This is a genomic window from Pseudomonas sp. PS01300 (assembly GCF_029960155.1).
Lineage (GTDB): Bacteria > Pseudomonadota > Gammaproteobacteria > Pseudomonadales > Pseudomonadaceae > Aquipseudomonas > Aquipseudomonas palmensis.
Genome location: NZ_JASCPN010000001.1, coordinates 155,628 through 180,972 on the forward strand (window position 1 = coordinate 155,628; position 25,345 = coordinate 180,972).

The 25,345-nt window shown below is 63.1% G+C and carries 29 protein-coding genes; 3 read left to right on the plus strand and 26 right to left on the minus strand.

Annotated elements, in window-relative coordinates:
• Positions 1 to 28: 28 nt before the first annotated feature.
• From QMX96_RS00775 to QMX96_RS00860, 18 genes are all read right to left on the minus strand, one after another.
• The gene (locus QMX96_RS00775; RefSeq protein WP_058541500.1) at positions 29 to 235 is read right to left on the minus strand and encodes a tail protein X; all 207 of its coding nucleotides are present in this window, start codon (positions 233 to 235) and stop codon (positions 29 to 31) included.
• Positions 210 to 1,055, minus strand: a complete 846-nt coding sequence (locus QMX96_RS00780; RefSeq protein WP_054914985.1) for a phage tail protein — start codon at positions 1,053 to 1,055, stop codon at positions 210 to 212. Before QMX96_RS00780 ends, QMX96_RS00775 begins: the two co-directional genes overlap by 26 nt.
• A 9-nt stretch (positions 1,056 to 1,064) precedes the next feature.
• The gene (locus QMX96_RS00785) at positions 1,065 to 2,447 is read right to left on the minus strand and encodes a hypothetical protein (protein ID WP_282360546.1); all 1,383 of its coding nucleotides are present in this window, start codon (positions 2,445 to 2,447) and stop codon (positions 1,065 to 1,067) included.
• A gap of 140 nt (positions 2,448 to 2,587) precedes the next feature.
• Positions 2,588 to 2,887: a phage tail assembly protein gene (locus QMX96_RS00790; protein ID WP_043864277.1), complete on the minus strand. Its 300-nt coding sequence runs from the start codon at positions 2,885 to 2,887 to the stop codon at positions 2,588 to 2,590.
• 9 nt (positions 2,888 to 2,896) lie between these two features.
• Positions 2,897 to 3,406, minus strand: coding sequence for a phage major tail tube protein (locus tag QMX96_RS00795; protein WP_043864278.1), 510 nt, complete (start codon positions 3,404 to 3,406; stop codon positions 2,897 to 2,899).
• Between the two features lie 12 nt (positions 3,407 to 3,418).
• On the minus strand, positions 3,419 to 4,585 hold the full coding sequence (locus QMX96_RS00800) for a phage tail sheath family protein (RefSeq protein ID WP_043864279.1): 1,167 nt from the start codon (positions 4,583 to 4,585) through the stop codon (positions 3,419 to 3,421).
• A gap of 109 nt (positions 4,586 to 4,694) precedes the next feature.
• Complete coding sequence (locus tag QMX96_RS00805) at positions 4,695 to 5,027, minus strand: hypothetical protein (protein ID WP_088514470.1); 333 nt, start codon at positions 5,025 to 5,027, stop codon at positions 4,695 to 4,697.
• A 10-nt stretch (positions 5,028 to 5,037) separates the two neighbouring features.
• Entirely contained in the window at positions 5,038 to 5,223 is a 186-nt protein-coding gene (locus QMX96_RS00810) for a Com family DNA-binding transcriptional regulator (protein WP_104572112.1), read from the minus strand.
• A 67-nt stretch (positions 5,224 to 5,290) separates the two neighbouring features.
• The gene (locus tag QMX96_RS00815; protein ID WP_282360553.1) at positions 5,291 to 5,728 is read right to left on the minus strand and encodes a phage tail assembly chaperone; all 438 of its coding nucleotides are present in this window, start codon (positions 5,726 to 5,728) and stop codon (positions 5,291 to 5,293) included.
• A 2-nt stretch (positions 5,729 to 5,730) separates the two neighbouring features.
• Positions 5,731 to 7,689 carry a phage tail protein gene (locus QMX96_RS00820; protein ID WP_058541497.1) on the minus strand — a complete coding sequence of 653 codons (1,959 nt, stop codon included), beginning with the start codon at positions 7,687 to 7,689 and terminating at the stop codon, positions 5,731 to 5,733.
• On the minus strand, positions 7,689 to 8,291 hold the full coding sequence (locus tag QMX96_RS00825) for a phage tail protein I (RefSeq protein ID WP_058541496.1): 603 nt from the start codon (positions 8,289 to 8,291) through the stop codon (positions 7,689 to 7,691). Before QMX96_RS00825 ends, QMX96_RS00820 begins: the two co-directional genes overlap by 1 nt.
• A 1-nt stretch (position 8,292) precedes the next feature.
• Positions 8,293 to 9,174: a baseplate J/gp47 family protein gene (locus tag QMX96_RS00830; RefSeq protein WP_104572111.1), complete on the minus strand. Its 882-nt coding sequence runs from the start codon at positions 9,172 to 9,174 to the stop codon at positions 8,293 to 8,295.
• Entirely contained in the window at positions 9,171 to 9,497 is a 327-nt protein-coding gene (locus QMX96_RS00835; protein WP_282360560.1) for a GPW/gp25 family protein, read from the minus strand. The genes QMX96_RS00830 and QMX96_RS00835 overlap by 4 nt, the downstream gene beginning before the upstream one ends.
• Positions 9,498 to 9,577: 80 nt before the next feature.
• The gene (locus tag QMX96_RS00840) at positions 9,578 to 10,138 is read right to left on the minus strand and encodes a phage baseplate assembly protein V (protein ID WP_043864286.1); all 561 of its coding nucleotides are present in this window, start codon (positions 10,136 to 10,138) and stop codon (positions 9,578 to 9,580) included.
• Positions 10,135 to 10,653 (minus strand): hypothetical protein, encoded by a 519-nt coding sequence (locus tag QMX96_RS00845; RefSeq protein ID WP_282360562.1) that lies wholly within the window; start codon positions 10,651 to 10,653, stop codon positions 10,135 to 10,137. The genes QMX96_RS00840 and QMX96_RS00845 overlap by 4 nt, the downstream gene beginning before the upstream one ends.
• 73 nt (positions 10,654 to 10,726) lie before the next feature.
• Positions 10,727 to 11,746 (minus strand): hypothetical protein, encoded by a 1,020-nt coding sequence (locus QMX96_RS00850; protein ID WP_148071543.1) that lies wholly within the window; start codon positions 11,744 to 11,746, stop codon positions 10,727 to 10,729.
• Between the two features lie 57 nt (positions 11,747 to 11,803).
• Positions 11,804 to 12,187 (minus strand): phage holin family protein, encoded by a 384-nt coding sequence (locus tag QMX96_RS00855; RefSeq protein ID WP_100633082.1) that lies wholly within the window; start codon positions 12,185 to 12,187, stop codon positions 11,804 to 11,806.
• Positions 12,188 to 12,729: 542 nt separating this feature from the next.
• On the minus strand, positions 12,730 to 13,464 hold the full coding sequence (locus QMX96_RS00860) for an XRE family transcriptional regulator (RefSeq protein WP_282360730.1): 735 nt from the start codon (positions 13,462 to 13,464) through the stop codon (positions 12,730 to 12,732).
• A gap of 169 nt (positions 13,465 to 13,633) precedes the next feature.
• On the opposite strand from QMX96_RS00860, the gene mutS reads away from it, so the two are divergent.
• The gene (mutS, locus tag QMX96_RS00865) at positions 13,634 to 16,201 is read left to right on the plus strand and encodes a DNA mismatch repair protein MutS (RefSeq protein ID WP_054914991.1); all 2,568 of its coding nucleotides are present in this window, start codon (positions 13,634 to 13,636) and stop codon (positions 16,199 to 16,201) included.
• 139 nt (positions 16,202 to 16,340) lie between these two features.
• On the plus strand, positions 16,341 to 16,664 hold the full coding sequence (gene fdxA / locus QMX96_RS00870; protein WP_043863281.1) for a ferredoxin FdxA: 324 nt from the start codon (positions 16,341 to 16,343) through the stop codon (positions 16,662 to 16,664).
• 535 nt (positions 16,665 to 17,199) lie between these two features.
• Here fdxA and rpoS read toward each other — a convergent pair.
• The 8 genes from rpoS to QMX96_RS00910 form a co-directional block, all read right to left on the minus strand.
• Positions 17,200 to 18,207, minus strand: a complete 1,008-nt coding sequence (gene rpoS / locus QMX96_RS00875) for an RNA polymerase sigma factor RpoS (protein ID WP_054914992.1) — start codon at positions 18,205 to 18,207, stop codon at positions 17,200 to 17,202.
• A 108-nt stretch (positions 18,208 to 18,315) separates the two neighbouring features.
• Positions 18,316 to 19,176 (minus strand): peptidoglycan DD-metalloendopeptidase family protein, encoded by an 861-nt coding sequence (locus QMX96_RS00880; protein ID WP_088514535.1) that lies wholly within the window; start codon positions 19,174 to 19,176, stop codon positions 18,316 to 18,318.
• Between the two features lie 174 nt (positions 19,177 to 19,350).
• A complete protein-coding gene (locus tag QMX96_RS00885) occupies positions 19,351 to 20,028 on the minus strand; it encodes a protein-L-isoaspartate(D-aspartate) O-methyltransferase (RefSeq protein ID WP_162484879.1) in 678 nt (225 codons plus the stop codon).
• Positions 20,028 to 20,777 carry a 5'/3'-nucleotidase SurE gene (gene surE / locus QMX96_RS00890; protein WP_043863278.1) on the minus strand — a complete coding sequence of 250 codons (750 nt, stop codon included), beginning with the start codon at positions 20,775 to 20,777 and terminating at the stop codon, positions 20,028 to 20,030. The genes QMX96_RS00885 and surE overlap by 1 nt, the downstream gene beginning before the upstream one ends.
• Positions 20,765 to 21,823 carry a tRNA pseudouridine(13) synthase TruD gene (truD, locus tag QMX96_RS00895; RefSeq protein WP_043863277.1) on the minus strand — a complete coding sequence of 353 codons (1,059 nt, stop codon included), beginning with the start codon at positions 21,821 to 21,823 and terminating at the stop codon, positions 20,765 to 20,767. Before truD ends, surE begins: the two co-directional genes overlap by 13 nt.
• The gene (gene ispF / locus QMX96_RS00900; protein WP_043863276.1) at positions 21,820 to 22,293 is read right to left on the minus strand and encodes a 2-C-methyl-D-erythritol 2,4-cyclodiphosphate synthase; all 474 of its coding nucleotides are present in this window, start codon (positions 22,291 to 22,293) and stop codon (positions 21,820 to 21,822) included. Before ispF ends, truD begins: the two co-directional genes overlap by 4 nt.
• A gap of 76 nt (positions 22,294 to 22,369) precedes the next feature.
• The gene (gene fghA, locus QMX96_RS00905) at positions 22,370 to 23,218 is read right to left on the minus strand and encodes an S-formylglutathione hydrolase (protein ID WP_043863275.1); all 849 of its coding nucleotides are present in this window, start codon (positions 23,216 to 23,218) and stop codon (positions 22,370 to 22,372) included.
• An 8-nt stretch (positions 23,219 to 23,226) separates the two neighbouring features.
• On the minus strand, positions 23,227 to 24,339 hold the full coding sequence (locus QMX96_RS00910; RefSeq protein ID WP_043863274.1) for an S-(hydroxymethyl)glutathione dehydrogenase/class III alcohol dehydrogenase: 1,113 nt from the start codon (positions 24,337 to 24,339) through the stop codon (positions 23,227 to 23,229).
• A gap of 106 nt (positions 24,340 to 24,445) precedes the next feature.
• On the opposite strand from QMX96_RS00910, the gene QMX96_RS00915 reads away from it, so the two are divergent.
• Entirely contained in the window at positions 24,446 to 25,342 is an 897-nt protein-coding gene (locus tag QMX96_RS00915) for a LysR substrate-binding domain-containing protein (RefSeq protein ID WP_043863273.1), read from the plus strand.
• The last annotated feature ends 3 nt before the right edge of the window (positions 25,343 to 25,345 follow it).

The window sequence follows — 25,345 nt, forward strand, 5'->3', positions numbered from 1 at the left end:
CGCTGGCAGGCAGGGGGGGCGCGCCAGCTCAGTCCCACAACTGCAGCAGGGCCTGGCGGGCGGGCGTCAATGCGGGCAGCCTGATGAGCACCCCGGCACCAAACGGCTGCGCCTGGTCGGCCAGGCCCTGGTTGGCATCGAGTACCGCTTCGACGCTGCCGTTGAGGTGCCCGTAGTAGTGCTGGCAGAGGCTGTCGAGCAGATCGCCGTCAGAGGTTCTGCAGATCGTCGCCATAGCTCACGAACTCCAATGAAAAGCCTTGTTTGCGAGGAATGCCGCCAGCCACCAGGCTGCTCTGGTCCTCCTCGATGCTGGTCAGGCACCAGTTGCCCAGTACCTCGCCGTAGCCGGTGGTCAGGCTCAGTGGCTGCAATTGCCGACCGATGCTGCGCAGCGCCTGCAACTGGCCGAGCCCGCTTTTGGCACCGGGAAAGATCGTGCCCTTGAGGGTGATGCGCTCTTCGCCCAGCCCCACCGCCTGCTGCGCCGGGTGGCGGCTCAGGCGCTCCTGGCCCGCCCAGCGAAAGCCGCTCTGGCGACGCAGTTCATCGAAGGTCGCGGTGTCGAGGTTGAAGTAGTAAGGCTGCGCCTGCGCCTGCAACGACTGCAGAATGAGCAGGTGCGGGAACGGCTTGACCACCTCGGCTGCCGGCGTGACCGACGGCGCGAAACTGCCGGTGGGCAGCAACGTGCCCAGCGACGGGCTGATGCGACCCGCCACCTTGTTGATGGCTGCGGCAGCCTTGGCCGCCTTCTGCTCGAAGATGACGATGCGCTCCTGCACCAGCGCAACCTTGGCCACGGCGCGGCTATAACGGCCCAGCACCTTGTCGACGCCCTGCTGCGCCCGGTTGATGGCGCGCATCGTGCGTTGCAGCCTGGCGCCGATCAGCGGCCCGACGTAGGGGATGTCCTCGAGCGCGGCAGCGGCTTCGGCGATATCGCTGATGGCGCCGGTCATGGGCTCCAGCATTTCGTCGGCACTGCGCCGGCCCGCCTCCCCCGCTGCGATCAGCGCCCGCAGGGCCGAGTGCAACTGGTCCATGTAGGTCATGGCAGCTCCTTATACAAATGTGGGGTCGGCCAGTTGCCGCATCGAAGCCTGACGGGTCAGTTCGAGGAACTGACGTCGAATGATCGGTTCGATGTTCATCGCCAACTGGGCCGGGTCGGTGACACTGCCCTGCACGGTGATGGGCATGTTCGGGGCGAAGGTGATCTGTTGGGCAATCGGCTGCGGCGCAGGGCTGATCGAAGGTGGCGCAGGCGGCAACGACAGAATTGTCATCGGCTCGCCAGCGCCGGGATTCATCGAACGAGCGACATCGCCCAACGACTTGGACAAGTGAGTGGGTTCGCCAGCAGGAGGCTTGGCAGCATCGTCGTCTGCAAACCACTTCTTGGCTAACGAGGAGCCCCACTCGCTGAACACAATTCCCCCGATCACCGAACCGATCGCAGGACCGATGACAGGAACGAAAGCGCCCAGCGCAGCCCCGGCCAGTGCGCCACCAAAACCGCCCACTGCCCCACCATATCCCTCGGCCTTCTGCTCGGTGGTTTCTGCAGTGAGGAAGGTCTTGCCGAACTTGTAGATGGCCTCGACGGCTGCGGGCGCTCGAGCGGCCTTGATCGCCGGAACAGCCTTGCCGAGGTAACCTTTGATGCTTTCCCAGCGTCCAACCGGAGCAGATGAAGGTCGGCGCCTGGAGGGGCTGTTCTTTCTTCCCCCTCTACCCCTTCTCGAAGTTATCGCGCCGCAGCAAAAGTCCTGGGCATTGACGACAAACACGCGTTGCGGCGCCCTTGCGCCTTTGGGAGCGTCGCCACCCAGCACGCCAGCCTTCCGTGGCCCTGCCCTGAAATCACTGGCAACAGCGATGATACCTATGGGCTGCGGCCCCTTTGCCGGGGGCCCGGTATCATCGCTCCCCGCCATCCTCCTGCTGAGCGGGTCGGATACCCGACCCGCCGCAGGTGTCCCATCGGTTGGCAGAGATGCAGGCGCTGCAGTCTCCAGTGAAGCAGCCGCAGCTGCCCCTGCGGGTGCCTGCGGTGCCGCTTGCGATCTGATGTTTACGAATACCCTGGCGGGCTTCGATTGCGAAAGCCGGCGCGCAACATCGGCGACCTGGAAACTGATCACCTGCAAGTGCCCGTCGATGCTCTTCAACAATGTCAGCCTGTGCCGGGAGCCCTGTGTTTCAGCAGCCTGTACGACGCCCCCGGTCTTTGCTTGAGTTCTCGCGCCTGGCGGGTCACCAGGAGCGCTGTCGAGCATCCCGTTGCCCAGCGTCTCGTGCCCGAGCGGGTACAGGTCGCCCTTGCCTTCGCTGCTCAATTGCCTGAGTTGCCGGATCCGCGCCTCAAGCAGCTTGAATGATGCGCCGATCGTCGAACTGACCGAGGCGCCGATAACCAGTTTCAACGCTAACGCGTTTGCCATACGGTCCCCCTGTGCGTGCAAAACCGGCTCACTCCGTGAGCCACCAGACCATGTCGTTGAACGACATGGTCATGATCTCGGTGGCAGAAAAATTCAGCTCACGGGCAAGCCGCCTGGCGGCCACCTTCTGAAGGGAGGGGTCAAAGCTCGTCGTCTTGCACCAGGCGAAAATAGCCCGCCTGCAGGCGGCCATAGTCCTTGAGCGCGAGGCCCTCCAGGTCTTTGATGCCCACCTCGGCGAGGGAGGCGAACAGGTTCAGCTCACGCTGCTCGTCGTCGCCGCTGCCGGCCGACTGAGCCGCACGAATGTCGCGTACCGTAGGCGAGCGCAACGACAGGCTGTCGACCTTGATGCCATTGGCTTCGCTCGGCCGGGTCAGCGCCACCACCACGCCGTCGGCGCTCAGCTTCATCCAGCTGGGGATCTTTGCTTGGGTCATGAGAAGTCCTTACAGGCCCAGGGCCGAACGTTGTGCCGCGAGCTGGTCGACGCCGTCGATCACGCGCTTCATGCCGATGGGGTCGATCTCGTAGATCAGGCGTCCGCCGACTTCCAGCTTGTAGTAGGTGACGGCGACGGTGTGCTTGACCTCGGCCTTGTCACCGGCCTTCCAATCGCCCATGTCGACTTCCTTGAGCGCGCCGCGCAGGGTCACGATCACCGGGGTGACAGCGCCCTTGAGGCCCTTGAAGGCACCGCGGAAGGTGCCGTTGAACGCAGAACCATCGGCCAGGCCGAAGAACTTCAGCGACTCACGGCGCACACCGGTAGTGGTGAAGCCGGCTTCCTGCTTCTCCATGCCCATGTCCATCTCGATGGGCATGTCCATGCCGCCCACCCGGTGCTCTTCCATTTTCAGGGTGAGCTTGGGCAGGGTCAGGCTGGTGACATCGCCCTGGAAGCTGGTGCCATCGACGAACAGGTTCAGGTTCGCCAGGGTTTCGGGAATCATTGCCATTGCTAGTGCTCCTTAAGCTGCGTTATCGAGAACTTCGGTCAGCCACTGGTTGGTGACCTCGACGCGGAAGTTGGGGTTTTCGGCCGGTGGTACGTCGGTGAAGCGGATGTTCCAGTACACCTTGCCCTGCTCCAGCTGGCTGGCACTGTTGAGTTCCGGGTCGGCGAACACTTCGAAGTTGATGATCGCGCCCTGGGCCTTGAGGTCGCGCATGAACGCCTGCAGGCCTTCGGTCACGTCCTTGACGTAGGTGGCGGTGATCGAGCGGTCGACTGCCCATTTGTGCCCGTAGAGAATCGCGTCCATCACGATGTCCATGGTGCGCACGCGGGTGACGAAGGCCCACTTCGGGTCGCTGCTCAGGGTGCGGTTGCCCCACAGGCGATAGCCGTCATCGCGGATGATGGTGGTGATGTTGGCGTTGTTGAGCAGGTTGGCGCGGCAGGTCTCGTCGCCATCGAGGAACTCGATGGGGCGGGTGGTGCCGGTGATGCCGACGAACTCCTTGTTCGAGGGCGAGGCCCAGAAGCCGTACTCGTTGTCGGTCCAGGCGAACAGGCCAGCGACCCAGGCCGAGGCCGCTGCATCGACGGTGGCGCTGGTGGTGGTGTCCCAGTACTGCACGCCCGGGTCGACCAGGAAGGCGCGCTTGGCACCGAAGTTTTCGGCGTAGGCCAGGGCGGCCTCGTCGGTGGTGGCCGGGCCGTCGATGATGGCCAGGCCGCGCAGCTTGTCGGCCAGGGCCACCAGGGCGGTGGCGACGGCTTGAGTTGCGCTGTGCTTTGGAGTGACCAGCAGGCGCGGCTGGGCGTTGAAACGGCTCTTGCCGTCGAGCAGCGCTTGCAGGCCGGTACGCTTGCCGTCGGCCAGCACGCTGCCGATGATGGCCGAGGTCTGCTCGGCGGCGTCGGCCACCTTGGCCACGCCGCAGGCGACGATGACCGCCTTGGCGCGCTGGTAGATGGCCTGGCAGGCACGGGTGATGGCCGCGTCGGCGCCGAAGGCGGCGATGGCTTCACGCTCGCTGGTGATCAGCACCAGGTCGTTGAACTTGGCGCTGGCGGTCGGGCCTTCGGTGAAGGTGTCCACCAGGCCGATGATCGAGGACGACGGCAACGCGATGGTGCGGGCGCCGGTGTCGACGTTGGTGACGGTGACGCCGTGAAAGAAACCACTCATGGGTAAACTCCGGGTATGAAAAAGGCCCTGCAATGCAGGGCCTTGTAAGGTTGGATCGGCAACTATCGGGGCGAACCGCCCGTTGCAGGTACAGGTGCGGTGGCCAAAATCAGGCGAGGAAGTCCCAGGTCAGCGAGATCGCGGCGACAGAGTTGTTCGAGACGGTCCACAGCCCGTAGCCAGCAGGGATAAGCAGTGGGTAGGGTTGGGTGTACTGCCAGTTGTTGCTACTGGCTACTCCGCCCATGATGGCGTGCACCGTCATGTCACCCAGACGAGCAGGTGCCTTGGGACCGCTGTACAGGTTGATGATGCCGCCGCCGGTGCAAATGGTGGCGGTGCGCAGATAGACGCCTTCCTTGTTTTCTTCCGGGCTGAAGACTTGAGTCACCGTGGTCGGGTGAGCGTTGAAGAAATGCTTGCCTACTTTTACTGGTTCCATGATTTTTTACCTATCGAGTCGAATGCTGGGTAGCGGAACATTCCGCGTTCATGTCGCTCACAGGCGATGGTTCGAGGCTCGTGGCCTTCATATGATTCAACGTTCCGCAGCGGGAACATTTGATCTGGAGTTCTGTGAACTCGCCCATACGGGCAAGCAGTCGTTTGCACCTGCCGCATCTGCATTCTTTCAACATCTGCGATGCCTTGTGATTATCTGCTGGAGGGTCTTGAAGAATGAAAAAGCCCCGACAGTGCGGGGCTTCAGGGGGTCATGCTTTCCAACCAGAGCAGCGGTACCGGCCGGTGCTCAGATACTGGGAACAGCTCAGACTGGGGCCAGTCGCGCAGGGCCTGGCGGTACTGCAGCAGCTCGGCGAACTGCTCGGCTGACAAGCTGGTAGTCAACTGCATGTCAAGCTCATCTCTATGGCGAGTGACTAACCATTCCGTAGCACCTATTTGCGAATCACGGCCTGCGCGCTCGCGGGCCGAATGTTCTTCCAAAGTCAGTACCACCGGCGGGGGCTCAATCAGAATGGGCAGCCCATCGGGGTCGTGGGAGCGTACCTTGCTCGGATCAGGATTGGCGATCACGTCAAGAAAAAGCGCTTCGGTGATAGGGCGGGCATCCGGTGGCATTTCCAGGTGAATGCCCTCCAGATAGGTAGTAGCGGTGGAGAGACTGTAGTAGCGCTGCATATTTATCGTCCTAGGGCGAGCCAACGTATGGATTGAGCGGCCTCTGCATAGATCACTGCACCCGACTTCGACAGTGAGTTCACCCACTGGTCGTTGTACTCGCCGACGGTCGCCTGGCTGGCTTGTCCGGTGAGCATCAACTGCAGGACACTGCTCGGAAATTCAAGAGGGAAGTTGAGGTCACGCACTCCCGCGTTACCTGACAGCACGCCCCACTGCACAGTGAACCCACCAAGCCAGGAAGGGAAAACCAGGTAGCCGTTGGTAGTGAAACTGGCCGTGAGCCCCCAGCGCAGTTTTTTGGGTGTAACGAGCACATCATCGGCTAATCCGGTGTCCACCTGCTCTTTAGTAGCAACGTGGTCACTGGCGAGTAAAGTCGACCAGTACAAGCTACTCACACCACCCACGATTGAGTACTGACCTATCCAGATCCTCCGAGAAGGCGAACTCAATCCATGCTCGAAAGCCAAGTAGTAAGTCGCGTCTGCACGCGGCGTAATCGCCAGTACTCCAATCAGCGTGTTGAACGAGGATGGCGGGCCCCCGGGGGTTGGGCTTGGGTGTCCACTTGCATATGCCTGATACAAGCCCGAGGGCACCGTTGCTTCAAAAGTTGTTAGCTTTGGAGCCACCTTGGCCGCCAAACCTATGGCATTCAGCTGCTTGAGGACCGACTGAAAAACACCAAGTGATGTCATCCATTTCGTGTTGTCGGATCCCGCCTCGGCCACTGGTTGAGTCGCCTTGTCAGCGACATTTACCTTGCCGGCCAGCGCATTATTCATGGTTGCGGCGAAGTTAGGATCATTGCCAAGAGCCGCAGCCAGCTTGTTCAATGTGTCCAAGCCTGCAGGTGCAGAACCAACCAACGCTGCCAAGGCGGCCTGGACAAAAGCCGTGCTTGCCAGCAGGGTCGAGCTGGTACCAGCGGGTGCTGTCGGGGCCTTTGGTAAGCCTGTAAATTCCGGGCTTACCAACGGCGCTTTGAGGGCCAGTGCCTGATCGATCTGGGCCTTGGTATAGACATCCGTCAGGCCGTAGCCTGCGACCGTCGTCGGGTTTGTCGCCGCAACGACGCGGCCGCAAGCATCAATCGTAACGCTACGGTAGGTCCCCGCAGCCACACCGGTACGTCCAAACGCCATTTCGAAGACCAGCGCTGTGACGCCCAGGGTAATGGGTGCATCCGTGGTCAGTTGCCAGGCGCTGTCACCGTTGGCCGTACCCCGCTCCACCAGCACCAGCAGGCCGGGCGTGACCTTGGCGCTGCTGTCCGCATCCGGGCAACGTGTCCACGCTCCACTGGCAACCAGATACAGGCCGTTGTCCTTGGCAGCGACCTGGTTCTTCACCAGCACGCGCGCGCCCGCCTGTAGCGCAACACCATCCATCGTCTGCAACCCGCTCAAGGTGATCGCGGCCGTGGTCGCAGCCAGCACCGAGTGCTTGAAGTCGCGCTTGGCCAGTTCCTCGGTCACGAACTCGCGGGTCGCCAGCACTACACCCGGATCGATCTTGAGTTGCACATTGCTGGCGCTGCTGACCACCAGGTTCATGCGCACCACCTGAGTGCGGCCCGAGCCCTGGTTGAGCAGCGGTTTGTAGGTAGGCGCACAGTTGGCCACCGCCACCAGGTCGCCGTCGGCGTCGTACAGCCCCACCTCGCGAATCCAGCGACCGCCGATCTCGGCCGGGATCACCTGCTCGGCGACGATGACCGCACTGTCCTTTTCGTCGACCTTGAGCTGGTTCAGCGGCGCCCGCCGCCACTCGTTGAGCAGGCTGGTCCAGCTCGCGTCGGGCATTGGCAGCGGCGGGTTGTCCAGCCCCGCCGGACTGGCGTCACCGACGGCCATGTGTGTGATTTTCCAAGGAATGCCCAGGGCATCCGCATTGGCCTGTTTCGCGGCCCCCACCTTGGTCAGGATCGCGTAGAACTGGGAGTTCTGATCAACCATTAGTAAATGTCCAGATAGTCAATGGTGTGTTCTCGCCCACCACGCCCGATGGCCCCCATGACCATGAGGTCGGCCGGCGCAGGCGGGTAGATGTCAAGTTCGTCGCCGTCTTGCAGCGCGGCGCCGAGGTAAAGCGACCCAGCGGTTTCCAGGCTGATGACCAGGCCACTCAGGTGTCGGCTGACGGGCCTGGCGTCGTCGATCAGCCAGGTCAGTTCCTGGTACGTCTGTTCGCTGATCCCCGCCTCGGACACGCCGATCTTCAGCGCGAACGTGCCGGGCACCGCCGGGGGCGTGGCCTTGAACCACTCGATCACTTCGATCAAATAGCCAAACGGCTCCACCACGCGGCGCAATGCGCCGATCGTGCCCTTGTGGGCATGCACGTAGAACGAGGAGCGAATCACCGAGCGCTTGATCGCCTCGGGCCAGGTGTCGTCCCAACGGTCCACCGACCAGGCCCAGGCCAGCTGGTACAACAGGTTCGCCGGGCAGGTATCGGGGTTGTACAGGGTGCGCAGGGTGACCTTGAGGTCTTCGTTGGAGGCCGCCTCGACGGCCCGTTCCAGCGGCGTGCTGTTGAGCGGCAGGAGGCTGTGCATGTCAGCCCCCCCGCGTCAGTTCGAACCCGGTGCACCAGGCCGCCTGCGCCTTGCTCGGGCGGATGTCGGTCCAGTTGCGCAGCTCCACCCGGCTCACACCGGCGATGTGCAGTTGCGCATCGATGGCCGAGCGCGAGACCTCCACGCCCAAGCGTCGTCGGGGGTTGACCCAGGCCTGCAGGCGCCGCTGGCACTCGGCCAGGGTCGCTTCGTTCTCCGGCCCCGTCCCGGCCATGTAGAGCACGGCATCGATGCGATAAGGAATCACCTCGGCACTGCGCACTTCCAGGCGGTCCGCCACCGGGCGTACATCGTCGTCGTTGAGGTAGGCGGCCACTTCGGCCAGCAACTGCGCACTGGCGATGCCGTTCTCCTCCAGGCTCAGCACCGTCACCTCCACCACTGCCGGTGACGGGCTTTCTGCAGAGGCATCGGCCACCTGCCCCGAGGCATTGCGTGCATGCAGGATGTAGCTGTTGCGCGGGCCGGCGGTGGTCAGGCCCTCGTACACCAGTTGCACCCGCTCGCGCAGTGCATCGTCTTCCTCAAGCACTTCGAGGGTCGGTGGCACACTGTTCGCGTCTTCGGCCTGTACCACCAGCCGCTTGAGCTGCACGTTGGCTGCCAGCTGGTCCAGGTCGCTGCCCTGGGCATAGGCAAGCAGCAGCGCCTTGGCGGCATCGTTGACCCGCGCCCGATTGAGCAGCTTGCGGTACGCGCCCACCTCCAGCAGTTTGGTTACCGGGTCGCTTTCCAGCAGCGCGTCCCAGTTCTCGCCCATGTGCGACCGAAAGGCCGCCAGGTCATCCTGGAAGATGTCCTCGAAGTCGAGGTCTTCCAGCACCTGCGGCGCGGGCAGCGCCGACAGTTCCACGTTGCTCATGCCGTTATCTCCAGCAGTTGGCTGTCGCCCAGGTACTGCCCGCTCAGTTGCAGGCTGATCTGCCCGCCCACTACCGCCACCACGCGCACCCGCTGCAATTTCAGGCGTGGTTCCCAGCGGGTCAGGGCGCGGGCGACCTCGGCCTGCACCGCACTCTTCCAGCCCTCGTTGACTGGCAGGTCGATGAAACGGCGCAGCTTGCTGCCGTAGTCGGGGCGCATGCGCCGGCTGCCCAGCGGGGTGGTGAGGATGTCTTCGATGGACTGGCGCAGGTGCCCGATGCCGGACAGCGTCTGCCCGCCGTGGCGGCTCATGCCGATCATCGCGGTACCTCCCTGGCCTGAATGCATTCACTAGCCATGTTGTCTCCAGGCATAAAAAAGCCCGCGTCGGCGGGCGGGGTTCAGTGCTTGTGATTGGCGGTGTTGCCGCCGGTGTCGATGATCTTGCCGGCCCCCAGAATGTCACCGGTCACACGCAGGCCACCGTTGATGCTCACCTCACCGGTCAGGGCAATGTTGGCGGCGTTCAGGGTGATTGCGTTGTCGGTGACCAGCAGCGAGCTGCCGGCCACCTTGAGGCTGACGGTGCCACCGGGCAGCTCGATGCTGTAGCTGCGGGCCTGCCAGTCGTAGACCAGCGAGCCACCGTCATCGAAGCGCCATACCTCGACGTGCTCGCGGTTGTCGGGTGGCGCGCCGGCATTGCCGTACAGGCCCGGTACGAAGGTACCCTGCGCCGGCTCACCGCTTGGGCTGAGCAGTGCGCCCTGCTCGTTCAGGCTCGGCGCACGCCAGTGGCGGGCCTTGCCTGCCGCGTGGCTGTGCCAGCGCACCCAGGCGCTGGTCCAGCCGGCGCCATCGGAGACCCGTACCCGCGCTGCTGCCAGGTCGATGCCGACCACCCGACATGGAATGACCAGCGCCGCCAGCATGCGGTCATGCATGGAGCTGGCGTAACTCATGCCATGTCCTCCGGTGCCTGGTAGCTGTCCTTGTGCGCGGGCCCTGTGTCGGGGCTGAAGGCGAACAGCAGCGAACCGGGTGGCTGGTCTGGCCAGGGCCACTGCAGGTCGCCAAGGTAAACGGGCTGCTGCCATTGCACCCGCCATTCCAGGGTGCCGGGTACTTCGGCAGGTATGGCCGTCTGCGCCTTCACCTTGAGGGTCGCCGCGACGAAATCCACGCCCCAGAACTGCTTGTGCAGCACAAGCGTTGATTTCGCCGCCAATGTGGCGGCTTGCAGGGCGGCGTGTTGCTGCTGTGCATCCACCAGGATGCGTGCCTCGAAACGCGCCAGGATGCACAAGCGTCCATCGCCGGGGTCAACGCTTGCCTCCATAGCGGTGATGGTGTGACACAGTGCCGGTTGCGGAGTGTGCTCGTTGACTGCGCTGAACGCTTCAACCGTCGCGAAATCAGGTACACCCGCCTGGAATGTTGCGGTAATGGCCTGGCTCAATAGCTTGAGTTCGTTCACAAGCCCTCCTTTCGTGTCTTCTTCGGCAAGCCGCCCACTGCGGTTGCAGCAGGCGTTGCGTTCACTGCGGCGACTACGGCTCGAACCAGCCGGTCGGCGCAATCCGGCCCTCGGAGCGCTTGGCTGCCAGCGTGCCGGCATTCTTGAAGTTGAAGGTCTGCGGGTACAGGAACGCCAGCGATACGCCACCGAACACGAAGCTGCGCGAGCCGCTGTTGTCCTTCAGGTCGTAGTTGGTACGTACATCGTGGTTTCCGCTGTCGGGCGAGAAGTACTCGGCGTAGTCACCGGTGGCAGAGGTGCTCATGACGCACCTGGAGTCCATTCGAACGCCGGTAGCCAAGGGTGCGATATACCCGGAGCAGTCCATCAAGGTGCCGACAGGGCCTGGACTTGCACCGGGCGTTTCGGGTCGTAGCAGGTAAATGCCTCTGGACACCACCTCGGTGCCGGTGTCGTAGATGTTGCGCACCTCATGGGTGTCCAGATAGAACGACGCCAGGTAGCAGAAATGTGCGAACCCGGGGGGCGCGGGCAACAAAAATGCGCCGAAGGACAGCGCCCCTATGTTGTCGAGCGTAAGGGTGGTTGCAGTGTTAGCGACGACGGTCGCTACCCGGCCGGACCACTGCCCGCCCTCACTGATGACCAGGCACTGCACACCGGCAAGATTGTTGTCGGCCATCCAGTCGTAGCTTTTTTCAGCGATATCGTGGGTACCCTCGCCGGCCTTGTTCAGCGTGATCACGTTGCCGCTGATACTGCCCACGCGCAGGAACGGCATGGTTTTCACCACGGCACTGGCGTCACCTTCATTGGCACAGGCAAAGGCGGCGTACCAGCTCTCTTTGCAGTTGCTGCGTTCGGCACCGAGACCGGCTGGCGCCACGCTGGCGACCTTGTCAGCCATCGCGAAGGTCGGAACCATGCCCCGTGTGTATTGGCCGCGAAAGCGAAAACCGCCCATCGCAACAAAACTCCTGCTCAGCCTGACCGACGTGGCAGAGCCGTAGATCACCGCGTCGCGCGGCCCCTGGGCCAGGGTTAGGCCGACGTTGCCGGCATTCTCGTACAAGCGGGTGTTATCAGACATAGGTTTCTCCGGACATGAAAAAGCCGCTGCAAGCGGCTTTCGATAGTGTTGCGATGATCATTGCTCCTGGTCGCGCTCACGCAGGTCGCGCTGCAGTGGCGCATCCGATGCCAGGGGCGGCACGCCCTGTGCCACACCCAGCCGCTTCGCAGCCCAGCGCTCGTAAAGCCCGATGGCCACGTCGGCGCCCGCCATGGCGGTCAGGCAACCAAAGGCTGCGGCGCTCCAGATCGACAGCCCGCTGGCATACAGCAGCATCACGGTCGATACGCCGCAGACCATGCAGGCCCCGGAGCGCAGCAGCAGTCGCCTGAACAGGCCCCAGCCGCGGGCGCCCTCCTTGTCTGCGCGCCACATCTCACCAGACAGACCGCCCAGCAATGCCAGGACGATCACCAGCCAGATCGGCATTTCCAGCAACGTCTGTTGCTCGTTTGTCATGCTCGTGCTCCCTTGTTGAACAGCCGATCACTCGGCATTCCAAAAAGCCCGGTCGCCCAGGCTTTTCAGTAATGCGTTGTCGGACCGCCGGCCACTGCTGGTGCGCCGTGCGATCCCGCCTCAAATTTTTCCTCCGACCGCGGCCGCCTGCCCGCCGGATAACTGCTTACGGTGCTTTACGCTGCACACCCGGGTCAGTTGCCAACCCTCTGAACAGTTCAGGCCTGTTCATCGCTGCCTTTGCCACTGCCGGTGTCTGACCGGCTTGAGACAAAGGTTATGCATCAATGCATATGCAGTCAATGCATTTTTGGAAATATTTATGCACGCGGTTTTGCGCTAACGCATGAAAGCCTTGCCCTGCTTGCGCTGCAGTGCTGTCTTGAGGGGTAGATTTTTTGCAGGAACCGGCCTTGCCGGTGAAGGATTCAGTGGAATTGCCGCAAATATTTGGTGCGATCATTCGCCGGCAAGGCCGTCCCCTGCAGGCATTTGCAGGCACAAAAAAACCCGCCGAGGCGGGTTTGATGTAGCGACAGAACCTAGCGGGCGTACATGCCCCACCAGAACACATGCCCGAGGATGCTGATCTGCTCCTCCTGCATCTGCTGGAAGGTGTAGTCCTCGTCCGGGTGCTCGTCGCGGTTGAAGCTGCGCAGGCGGATACCCGTGGGCAGGCGATACAGCTGTTTCACGCGCAACTGGCCATTGTGGTTGATGGCATACAGGTCGCCGTCGACAATGTCGCCGATGCCGCTCTTGCCCGCATTCACCCCCACCGTGGCGCCATCACGCAGCACCGGCAGCATGCTGTTGCCGCGCACCGTCACGCACTTGGCCTGGTCGAACTGCACGCCGTTGTGACGCAGGCTGCGCTTGCCGAAGCGCAGGCTGGCCTTCTCGCTTTCCTCGATGACGAATCGTCCTGATCCTGCTGCCAACTCGACCTCACGAAGAAACGGAATGGACACCTCGTCGTCCTCGACGGGGGTGTCGTCATCCCACAGGCTGATGTCCTGCAGCTGCACGTCGGCGCGCGGAGCGTTCGCCGGGCGGGTAACGCCCAGGTCGGCACGGCCGCGCAACTGATCGGTGCTCACGCCGAAGTACTCGGCGATCTTCGACACATGCTTGTCGGAAGGATCGACGATCTTCTCGCTGAGAATCCGCGACAGGGTGGATTGGGGCACGCCGGTGCGACGGTGAAGCTCCGTGGGGGAGATCCCGTGGCGGTCGAGCAATGCTCTCAAGACGGTAGCTACGTTGCGTTTTTGCATAACGTGCATAGTACTCATCTCGTGCGCAAATGCAAATTCAAATATGCATTAACACAATGCCAGGGGCAAAAGGTCGCTGCGCAGCGTTAGGCCCGGCAACGGGGAAAAAATCCCTGTACCATTGCCCGCTGCCTTTGGTCTAAACGACACTGCGAGCCAAGTTTCTGTAATGAGCGATCTTTCCGCACACACCCCGATGATGCAGCAGTACTGGAAGCTGAAGAACCAGCACCCGGACCAGCTGATGTTCTACCGCATGGGCGATTTCTACGAGATCTTCTACGAAGACGCGAAGAAGGCCGCCAAACTGCTGGATATCACCCTGACCGCCCGCGGGCAGTCGGCGGGCCAGTCGATCCCCATGTGCGGTATCCCCTACCACGCCGCCGAAGGCTACCTGGCCAAGCTGGTGAAGCTGGGTGAATCTGTGGTGATCTGCGAGCAGATCGGCGACCCGGCCACCAGCAAGGGCCCGGTGGAACGCCAGGTGGTGCGCATCATCACCCCAGGCACGGTCAGCGACGAAGCCCTGCTCGACGAGCGCCGCGACAACCTGATCGCCGCCGTACTGGGTGACGAACGCCTGTTCGGCCTGGCCGTGCTGGATATCACCAGCGGCAACTTCACCGTGCAGGAGTTCAAGGGATGGGAAAACCTGCTGGCCGAGCTCGAGCGGGTCAACCCCGTGGAGCTGCTGATCCCCGACGACTGGCCCCAGGGCCTGCCCGCCGAGAAGCGCCGTGGCTCGCGCCGCCGCGCGCCGTGGGACTTCGACCGTGACTCGGCGCGCAAGAGCCTGTGCCAGCAGTTCGCAACCCAGGACCTCAAGGGCTTCGGCTGCGAGAAGCTGACCCTGGCCATCGGCGCCGCCGGCTGCCTGCTCGCCTACGCCAAGGAAACCCAGCGCACCGCCCTGCCGCACCTGCGCAGCCTCAAGCACGAGCGGCTGGACGACACCGTGGTGCTAGACGGCGCCAGCCGGCGCAACCTGGAGCTGGACGTCAACCTGGCCGGGGGCCGCGACAACACCCTGCAATCGGTGATCGACCGCTGTCAGACCGCCATGGGCAGCCGCCTGCTGACCCGCTGGCTGAACCGGCCGCTGCGTGACCTGAAGGTGCTGCAGGCCCGCCAGAGCTCGATTCGCTGCCTGCTCGACGGCTACCGCTTCGAGAAGCTGCAACCGCAACTGAAGGACATCGGCGATATCGAGCGGATTCTCGCCCGTATCGGCCTGCGCAACGCTCGCCCACGGGACCTGGCGCGCCTGCGCGACGCGCTTGGCGCGCTGCCTGAACTGCAGAACGCCATGGCCGAGCTGGAGGCACCGCATCTGGCGCGCCTGGCGGCCATCGCCGGTACCTACCCGGAACTGGCCGACCTGCTGCAGAAGGCGATCATCGACAACCCGCCTGCGGTGATCCGTGATGGCGGCGTGCTCAAGGTCGGCTATGACGCCGAGCTCGACGACCTGCTGTCGATGAGCGAGAACGCCGGGCAGTTCCTGATCGACCTCGAAGCCCGCGAAAAGGCCCGCACGGGCCTTGCCAACCTCAAGGTCGGCTACAACCGCGTGCATGGCTACTTCATCGAGCTGCCGAGCAAGCAGGCCGAACAGGCGCCGGCCGACTACATCCGCCGCCAGACCCTCAAGGGCGCCGAGCGCTTCATCACCCCCGAGCTCAAGACGTTCGAAGACAAGGCGCTGTCGGCCAAGAGCCGCGCCCTGGCGCGCGAGAAGATGCTCTACGATGCGTTGCTCGAAACCCTGATCGGCCACCTGGCCCCGCTGCAGGACACCGCCGCGGCGCTGGCCGAACTGGATGTGGTCAGCAACCTGGCCGAGCGTGCGCTGAACCTTGACCTCAACTGCCCGACATTCGTCGACGAACCGTGCATGCGCATCAGCCAGGGTCGCCACCCGGTGGTCGAGCAGGTGTTGACCACGCCGTTCGTGGCCAACGACCTGGGCCTGGACGACAACACGCGCATGCTGGTGATCACCGGCCCGAACATGGGTGGTAAGTCCACCTATATGCGCCAGACCGCACTGATCGTGCTGCTGGCGCATATCGGCAGCTTCGTGCCGGCCGCCAGCTGCGAGCTGTCGCTGGTGGACCGCATCTTCACCCGTATCGGTTCCAGCGACGACCTGGCCGGTGGGCGCTCTACCTTCATGGTGGAGATGAGCGAAACCGCCAACATCCTGCACAACGCCACAGAACGCAGCCTGGTGCTGATGGACGAAGTGGGCCGCGGCACCAGTACCTTCGACGGCCTCTCGCTGGCCTGGGCCGCCGCCGAGCGCCTGGCCCAGCTGCGCGCCTACACGCTGTTCGCCACGCACTACTTCGAACTGACCGTGCTGCCCGAAAGCGAGCCGCTGGTGGCCAACGTGCACCTGAACGCTACCGAGCACAACGAACGCATCGTGTTCCTGCACCATGTGCTGCCAGGGCCTGCCAGCCAGAGCTACGGCCTGGCAGTGGCACAACTGGCAGGCGTGCCGGCACCGGTGATCCAGCGAGCCCGCGAGCACCTGGGCCGCCTGGAAACCAACAGCCTGCCCCACGAAACCGCGCCAGCAAGCCCGGGAGCGCCCAGCACGCCGCACCAGAGCGACCTGTTCGCCAGCCTGCCGCATCCGGTGATCGAGAAGATCGGCAAGCTCGACGTGGACAACCTGACGCCACGCCAAGCTATCGAAATGCTCTATACACTAAAGACTCTGTTATAACGCCCCATCGCACAAACTGATAGAATCCCGCGCGGTTCGGCGGGGCAGCGAGTTATTAGCCTGGCTCGCTGCCGACCTACCGAACCGAGCGGCCCTGTCTGGAAGGGAACGCTGCCGTCGCCTGAGGAGAAAATTAGAAATGACCTTCGTCGTCACCGACAACTGCATCAAGTGCAAGTACACCGACTGTGTAGAAGTCTGTCCGGTGGACTGCTTCTACGAAGGCCCGAACTTCCTGGTCATTCACCCGGATGAGTGCATCGACTGTGCACTGTGCGAGCCTGAGTGCCCCGCCGTTGCGATCTTCTCGGAAGATGAAGTGCCGGCCGGCATGGAAAACTTCATCGAGCTCAACGCCGAGCTGGCCGAAATCTGGCCGAACATCACCGAGAAGAAGGATTCGATGCCAGACGCTGCAGAGTGGGATGGCAAGCCGGGCAAGATTGCAGATCTGGAGCGTTGATCGACGCCGGATCAATGAAAAAGGCCCTTCGGGGCCTTTTTTATGTTCGCTGCAGGGCCAGCCACTTTTTCGCAGGCAAAAAAAAGGGGCGGTATGACCCGCCCACATTTTTTTCCGTAGTCCCTGTATTCCCTATCATCATCCTGATGAATCGCATCCCGCGATGTCCTTGGCGCTCATCCTTGAGAACCTGTGTCAGTCCGTAGACACAGTTCAGATACTATCCCCCGCAGCCGGCAGAGCAACTGCTAAAAGCTCTCAAAAAAAGTCCGGAAGGTGACGTCACCTCACAATAAACTCTTTCAATATCAACTGGTTAGATAAAATACCACGTCAAAGCCGACTGAAATTTACACCCTCTTGATGTAAAGGCTTACGGATCTTGTAAGCGATAACCTACAAATCCAATAACAATACGCAACCGGGAAAGGTTGCCGCTGTGGAATCGGTGTTTCTGCGCGTGTCTGAGCGCTTGAGACAGCCACGAACAAAAACGCCTCGACTGGGTCGAGGCGCCTTTTCACAGCCGTCGCAGTTACTGGAACAGCGACTCGCTGGACAGACCGTTCTTCTCCAGGATCTCCCGCAGCCGCTTGAGGCCCTCCACCTGGATCTGACGTACCCGCTCCCGGGTAAGACCAATCTCCAGGCCGACATCCTCCAGGGTGCTGCTCTCATGCCCGCGCAGGCCAAAGCGGCGAATCACCACCTCACGCTGCTTGTCGGTCAGTTCGCTCAGCCACAGGTCGATGCTCTGGGACAGGTCGTCGTCCTGCAACAGCTCGCAAGGGTCGGTGGGACGATCGTCGGTGAGGGTATCGAGCAGGGTCTTGTCCGAGTCCGGGCCCAGTGAAACGTCCACCGAAGACACGCGCTCGTTCAGGCCGAGCATGCGCTTGACCTCGCCTACGGGTTTTTCCAGCAGGTTGGCGATCTCTTCCGGTGACGGCTCGTGATCGAGTTTCTGGGTCAGCTCGCGTGCTGCGCGCAGGTAGACGTTCAGTTCCTTGACCACATGGATCGGCAGGCGAATGGTGCGCGTCTGGTTCATGATGGCGCGTTCGATGGTCTGCCGGATCCACCAGGTGGCGTAGGTCGAGAAACGGAACCCACGCTCGGGGTCGAACTTCTCGACTGCGCGAATCAGGCCCAGGTTGCCCTCTTCGATCAGGTCGAGCAGCGATAGACCGCGGTTGACGTAGCGGCGCGCAATCTTCACCACCAGGCGCAGGTTGCTTTCGATCATGCGTTTGCGCCCGGCAGGGTCGCCACTTTGCGACAGACGCGCAAAATGAACTTCTTCTTCCGGGGAAAGCAGGGGCGAAAAGCCGATTTCGTTGAGGTAGAGCTGAGTTGCATCAAGTGCTCGAGTGTAATCGATGTACTTGTGCTGTTTGAGCGGTGAGCCTTGTTTGGCCCGGGTCCGAACCGGAGATACAGCAGGTTCGTCTGACACCACATCCGTTTCCAAAACGATGCCGGTTTCCATAAGGAGCACCTCATCGTCGATGTCAAACTCCGGCACTTCTTTACTGAGAGCCATTGTTATAGTCCTTTGCTGAGTTCGAACTCAGACTCAAGCGGCGCCTTTATCCTTGGCAACGCTGAGCCTGTCCCCACTACGCGAAGGAACAGGCCGGGTACATGCTTATCAACGACGTGGCAGGAATTGCAACGGATCTACAGGTTTGCCCTGGCGGCGAATCTCGAAGTGAAGCTTCACCCGGTCGGTGCCCGTGGACCCCATTTCGGCAATTGTCTGCCCAACCTTGACCTGCTGTCCCTCCCGAACCAACAGCCTGCGGTTGTGACCGTAGGCACTGACGTAGGTATCGCTGTGCTTGATGATTACCAGTTCGCCGTAGCCCCGCAAGCCACTTCCGGCGTACACAACGGAACCATCCGACGCAGCAAAAACAGGCTGTCCCAAATCACCGGCGATATCAATGCCTTTATTCAAACTACCGTTTGAAGCGAATTTTCCAATCAGCACACCGTTGGCCGGCCATGCCCAGCCACCGGCCGAACGCTCCGAAGCCGGCACCTGGACAGGGGTGGTGGCGACGACGGGCGGCGCGCTGGTACCGCCTGAAGACGTGGTTTTTGCCGGTGCCGGGGTACCTGCCGGACGACGGGTGACCGTGGTCTTGCTGGAGGGCGAGGTGGAGGTGACGACCCGCGAGCCGCTGCTGGTAGCCGTGCCGGAGCCGAAGCGGATCGCCTGGCCGGGCCGGATGGTATAGGGCGCCGGGATACCGTTGCGCGCAGCGAGCTCCTTGTAGTCCCAGCCGTAGCGAAAGGCAATCGAGAACAGCGTATCGCCCGGGCGAACCACGTACTGCCCTGTAGTGACCACCGGGCGCTTGGGCGCGGCGCTGTTGCGGTCGACCACCCGCACGCTGCTCGAAGATGAACTGGAACACCCTGAAACCAGGGTTCCCAAGGCGAGTGCAATCACCAGAAGCTTTAAGCTCGATAGACCCATGCGCTGCCGAATGACTGTGTGACTCACCCGCCGCTCCCTTATGTGGTGACCGATGTAGGAATGCAATATTGTTGCAATTATAACCGAGCGCACAGGCAATGCAGATCAACTGCTTGCCAGGTTGTGCGATCGTTCAAGAAACCGCACGCCCCATAGACCCGGCAATGCACCGGGAATTCGACGCCCGCGAAAAAAATCGACTCAGCTCAATGTGCCATTGAGCAACGGCACGAAGCGTACGTCGCACAGTTTGCGCCGCGAGAAGCCCTGTTCTTCGCGCACGATCAACAGCAATTGCTGTGTCTCGCCACTGGCGCCCACCGGTATCACCATGCGCCCGCCCGGTGCCAGCTGGTCGAGCAAGGCCTGGGGCACTTCGGGTGCGCCGGCGGTGACGATGATGCCATTGTAGGGGGCCAGTGCCGGCCACCCCTCGAAACCGTCGCCCCAGCGGAACACCTGGTTGCGCAGGTTCAACTCGACCAGCCGTTCCTTGGCGCGGTCCTGCAGGGGCTTGATGCGCTCTACCGAGAACACCCGCTCCACCAGCCTGGACAGCACTGCGGTCTGGTAGCCAGACCCGGTGCCGATCTCCAGCACCTTGTCCAGCGGACCGTCCTCCAGCAGCACCTCGCTCATGTACGCGACCATGAACGGCTGCGAGATGGTCTGGTTGTTGCCGATGGGCAGCGCGGTATCTTCATACGCACGGTGCGACAGCGCCTCGTCGACGAACATGTGCCGCGGGATGTTGCGCAAGGCCTCGAGCACCCGCTGGTCCTTGATGCCTTCCTCGATCAAACGCTGGATCAGCCGTTCACGGGTTCGCTGCGAAGTAAAACCGATACCATGGCGCATCAGATCCTCCGGCTCTCGCATCAGAGCAGCCCCTCCAGCCAACCCTCGAGACGGTCGAAGGCATCGTTGAAGGTGCGGTCAAGCTGTAGCGGGGTGATCGAGACATAGCCCTGCATCACCGCGTGAAAATCGGTACCCGGGCCGCCATCCTCGGCGTCGCCGGCCACCGCGATCCAGTAGCCTTCCTTGCCGCGCGGGTTGACCACCTTGGTCGGCGCCGCCGCACGTGCACGATGCCCCAGGCGTGTCAGCTGGATGCCACGGATGTGCTCCAGCGGCAGGTTGGGAATGTTCACATTGAGTACGGTGCGCGGTGGCAGCTCAAGGCTTGCATGCGCCTCGACCAGCTTGCGCGCGAAATAGGCGGCAGTGGGCAGGTTGTCCGGCAGGCGCGAGAGCAACGAGAAGGCAAACGAGGTGCCCCCCAGGAATCGACCTTCCAGCGCCGCGGCGACCGTGCCCGAATACAGCACGTCATCGCCCAGGTTGGCGCCCAGGTTGATACCCGAGACGACCATGTCCGGCGGATGCTCCAGCAGCCCGTTCAGGCCCAGGTGCACGCAATCGGTCGGTGTACCGTTGAGGCTGATGTAGCCGTTGGCCAGGGTCTGCGGATGCAGCGGGCGGTCGAGCGTCAGCGAACTGCTGGCGCCGCTCTTGTCCTGGTCCGGGGCAATCACCACGCACTCGGCATAATCCGCCAGCGCAGCATGCAGCGCGGCGAGACCGGGTGCGGTGACCCCGTCGTCGTTCGAAATCAGAATACGCATGGGCTGTCCGTCTGCCCTGCCGGCACCAGATCGACGAGTTCGCGCACCACCACGGTGGCGAAGCATCCGGCCGGAAGGACGAATTCCAGTTGCAGGATATCAGGCTCGGGATAATGCCACGTCAAGCCGCCAATGGGCAGCCGCAGAATGCGCCGTTCCTGTTTGAGGTTGGCATTGCCCAGCCATTGGCACAGGGCTGCCTCCTGTTCGGCCACGCGTTGCTCGATCGCACCGCCTGCCCCACTGGTGGCCGGCAGGCCCTCGCCCCACAGCGGCCCGGTAGGGTGCAGGTCGAGTATTGCCAGGCGCGGATCGCTGCACTCGGCCTCGCCCGCCGCGAAAAAGCTGCGGCTGTCGGTGAACGCCAGCAGGTCGCCGACCTGAGCCTGTTGCCAGCTGCCATCGGCAACCCGCTCGGCCAGCACCCGGTTGAACAGGTAGCTGCGTGCGCTGGACAGCAGCCGCGAGCGCACATTGCGCTGCTCGGGCAGGGCCTTGCGCTCGGCCCACTGGCGCGCATCGTGCACGTTGCCGCCCGCAAAGCCAAATCGCTGGCTGCCGAAGTAGTTGGGCACGCCTTGTATGCGCAATTGCTCGAGGCGTGCGTCCAGGGCCTGGTGATCGGCGCTGAGCGCTGTGAGGCGCAGGGTGAAGCCGTTGGCCGAGTGCGCGCCACGCTGGAGTTTGCGCGAGTGGCGGGTGTGTCTGAGGATGCTCAGGGTTTCGTTTTCAGCCGCGCTCAGGTCAGGGTCGGCCTTGCCCGGCAGGTGCAGGCTGAACCATTGGCGAGTCAGCGCCTGACGGTCCTTGAGGCCGGCATAGCTCACGGTGCGCAGCGGTACGCCGGCGGCGCGGGCCAGGCGGCGGGCGGCCTCCTCGGTATTGAGGTCGCGTTTCTCGACCCACAGCCACAAGTGCTCGCCTTCACCCGACAGGGGAATATCGAGCACTTCATCGACCTGGAAATCTTCGGCCGTGGCCTTGAGGATGGCGCTGCCCAGCGCCGGCCCGGCTGCCTGCGGGCCGAGCAGTTCGAGTTCGGTCATGCGCGCAGCAACAACGCGACGGCGTGAACGGCGATGCCTTCTTCACGGCCGGTGAAGCCGAGCTTCTCTTCGGTGGTGGCCTTGACGTTGACCTGGTCGAGCTCGACCTGCAGGTCCTGGGCGATCAAGGTACGCATGGTTTCGATGTGCGCGGCCATCCGGGGTGCCTGGGCCACGATGGTGGCGTCGACGTTGCCCACCTTCCAGCCCTTGGCATGGATGATCGACAGGATGTGGCGCAGCAGCACGCGGCTGTCGGCGCCCTTGAACTGCGGGTCGGTATCGGGGAAATGCTTGCCGATGTCACCCAGCGCGGCGGCGCCCAGCAGTGCATCGCTCAGCGCGTGCAGCAGCACATCGCCGTCGGAATGGGCCAGCAGGCCGAACTTGTGCGCAATGCGCACCCCACCCAAGGTGATGAAATCGCCTTCCGCGAAGCGGTGCACATCGTAGCCGTGGCCAATACGCATAAAAAAACGCCCTGATTGAGTCAGGGCGTGATTCTACCTGCTTTGCCGGGGGTTTGGCTTATTTGTAGGACTAGCCCTACGCCCGCCCCAGTGCCGCCGCATGATGGCGCAGGTGGTCATCGATGAAGCTGGCGATGAAGTAGTAGCTGTGGTCGTAGCCAGGCTGCAGGCGCAACGTCAGCGGGTAGCCAGCCGCCTGCGCGGCCTGGGCCAGCACTTCGGGCTTGAGCTGGGTTTGCAGGAAGTCGTCGCGATCGCCCTGGTCGACCAGCAGCGGCAGCGTTTCCTGCGCCTGCGCGATCAGCACGCTGGCATCCCATTCGCGCCAGCGCGAACGCTCCTCGCCCAGGTAGCGACTGAACGCCTTCTGGCCCCACGGGCAGTCCATCGGGTTGCCGATGGGCGAGAACGCCGACACCGACACATAGCGCCCGGGGTTGCGCAAGGCGCACACCAGCGCGCCGTGCCCACCCATGGAGTGACCGCTGATGCTGCGCGCAGCGGAGGCCGGGAAATGCGCCTCCACCAGTGCCGGCAGCTCATCCACCACGTAGTCGTGCATGCGGTAGTGCTCGGCCCACGGCTGTTCGGTGGCATTGAGGTAGAACCCCGCGCCCAGGCCGAAGTCCCAGGCGCCGTCCGGGTCGTCCGGTACCTGTGGCCCGCGCGGGCTGGTGTCTGGCGCCACGATGATCAGGCCGAGCTCGGCGGCAAGCTTGTGCGCGCCGGCCTTCTGCATGAAGTTCTCGTCGGTGCAGGTCAGCCCGCTCAGCCAGTACAGCACCGGCAGCTTGCCGCCCTGCTCCGCCTGCGGCGGCAGGTAAACGGCAAACACCATGTCGCACCCCAGCACGCTGGAGCGGTGCCGGTAGCGCTTGTGCCAGCCGCCGAAGCTCTTCTGGCAGGAGATGTTTTCCAGGCTCATGGCAGACCTCAGAAGTGGATGACGCTGCGGATGCTCTTGCCTTCATGCATCAGGTCGAAGGCCTTGTTGATGTCTTCCAGGCCCATGGTGTGGGTAATGAAGGTGTCCAGCGGGATCTCGCCCTGCTCGGCCATGTCCACATAGCTTGGCAGCTCGGTGCGACCACGCACGCCACCGAATGCCGAGCCGCGCCAGACGCGGCCGGTGACCAGCTGGAACGGACGCGTTGCGATCTCCTGGCCGGCACCGGCGACGCCGATGATCACCGACTCGCCCCAGCCCTTGTGGCAGCACTCCAGGGCCGCACGCATCAGTTGCACGTTGCCGATGCACTCGAACGAGAAGTCCACGCCGCCATCGGTCAGGTCCACGATCACTTCCTGGATCGGGCGATCGTAGTCCTTGGGGTTGATGCAGTCGGTGGCACCCAGCTGGCGTGCGATCTCGAACTTGGCCGGGTTGATGTCGATGGCGATGATGCGGCTGGCCTTGGCCTTGACCGCACCGATCACGGCCGACAGGCCGATGCCGCCAAGGCCGAAGATGGCCACGGTGTCACCCGGCTTGACCTTGGCGGTATTGAGTACCGCACCGATGCCGGTGGTCACGCCGCAACCAAGCAGGCACACCTTCTCCAGCGGGGCCTCTTTCTGGATCTTGGCCACGGAAATTTCCGGCAGCACGGTGTATTCGGAGAAGGTCGAGGTGCCCATGTAGTGGAACAGCGGCTGACCCTTGTAGGCAAAACGGGTGGTGCCGTCGGGCATCAGGCCCTTGCCCTGGGTCGCGCGGATGGCCTGGCACAGGTTGGTCTTGCCCGACTTGCAGAACTTGCACTGGCGACATTCCGGGGTGTAGAGCGGGATCACGTGATCGCCCACCGCCACCGAGGTCACGCCCTCACCGATGGCCTCGACGATGGCGCCGCCTTCATGGCCCAGGATGGACGGGAAGATGCCTTCCGGGTCGGCGCCCGACAGCGTGTAGGCGTCGGTGTGGCAGACGCCGCTGGCGACCACGCGCAACAGCACTTCGCCGGCCTTGGGCATGGCCACGTCGACTTCGACGATCTCCAGCGGTTTCTTGGCTTCGAAGGCAACGGCAGCACGGGACTTGATCATCAAGGTTCTCCACAAAGGTTTCAGTTCAGGCGTGAAGTGTAATTCATCGTCTTTTGATTAATAATCGAGTCAAACACAAAACATTATTGCCATGCAGGGATAATCGATGAGCAGCCGCTGGGAAGGGATCGACGAATTCGTCGCGGTGGCCGAATCGGGCCAGTTCACCGCAGCAGCCGAGCGCCTGGGGGTATCGTCGTCGCACGTGAGCCGTGCGGTGGCGCGCCTGGAAGATCGCCTGCAGACGCGCCTTTTGTACCGCAGCACGCGCAAGGTGACCTTGAGCGAGGCCGGGCAGACCTTTCTTCAGCACTGCCAGCGCCTGCAGGATGGCCGCGAAGAGGCCCTGCGCGCCATAGGCGACCTGACCAGCGAGCCCAAGGGGCTGCTGCGCATGACCTGTGCGGTGGCCTATGGCGAGCGCTTCATCGTGCCGCTGGTCACCCGCTTCATGGCGCAGTACCCGCAGTTGCGGGTGGACATCGAGCTGACCAACCGCACCCTCGACCTGCTGCACGAAGGCATGGACATGGCGATTCGCCTGGGTCGGTTGCAGGAGTCACGCCTGGTGGCGGCACGCCTGGCCCCACGGCGCATGTACCTGTGCGCCTCGCCAGCGTACCTGGAGCGCTATGGGCGGCCCCACAGCGTGTCGGAGCTGGCGCGGCACAACTGCCTGATCGGCAGCACGGATATCTGGGCCTTGCAGCAGGAGGGCCGGGAAATCAGTCAGCGGGTGCAGGGCAACTGGCGCTGCAACAGCGGGCAGGCGGTGCTGGATGCGGCGCTGCAGGGGATGGGCCTGTGCCAGTTGCCGGACTACTACGTGCTGGAGCATCTGGGCAGTGGCGCGCTGGTGTCGCTGCTTGAAGCGCATCAGCCGCCGAATACGGCGGTGTGGGCGTTGTACCCGCAACAGCGGCACCTGTCGCCGAAGGTGCGCAAGCTGGTGGATTATCTACGGGAGAAGTTGGGACAGCTGCCTGAGTACCGCAGCGTGTAGAAA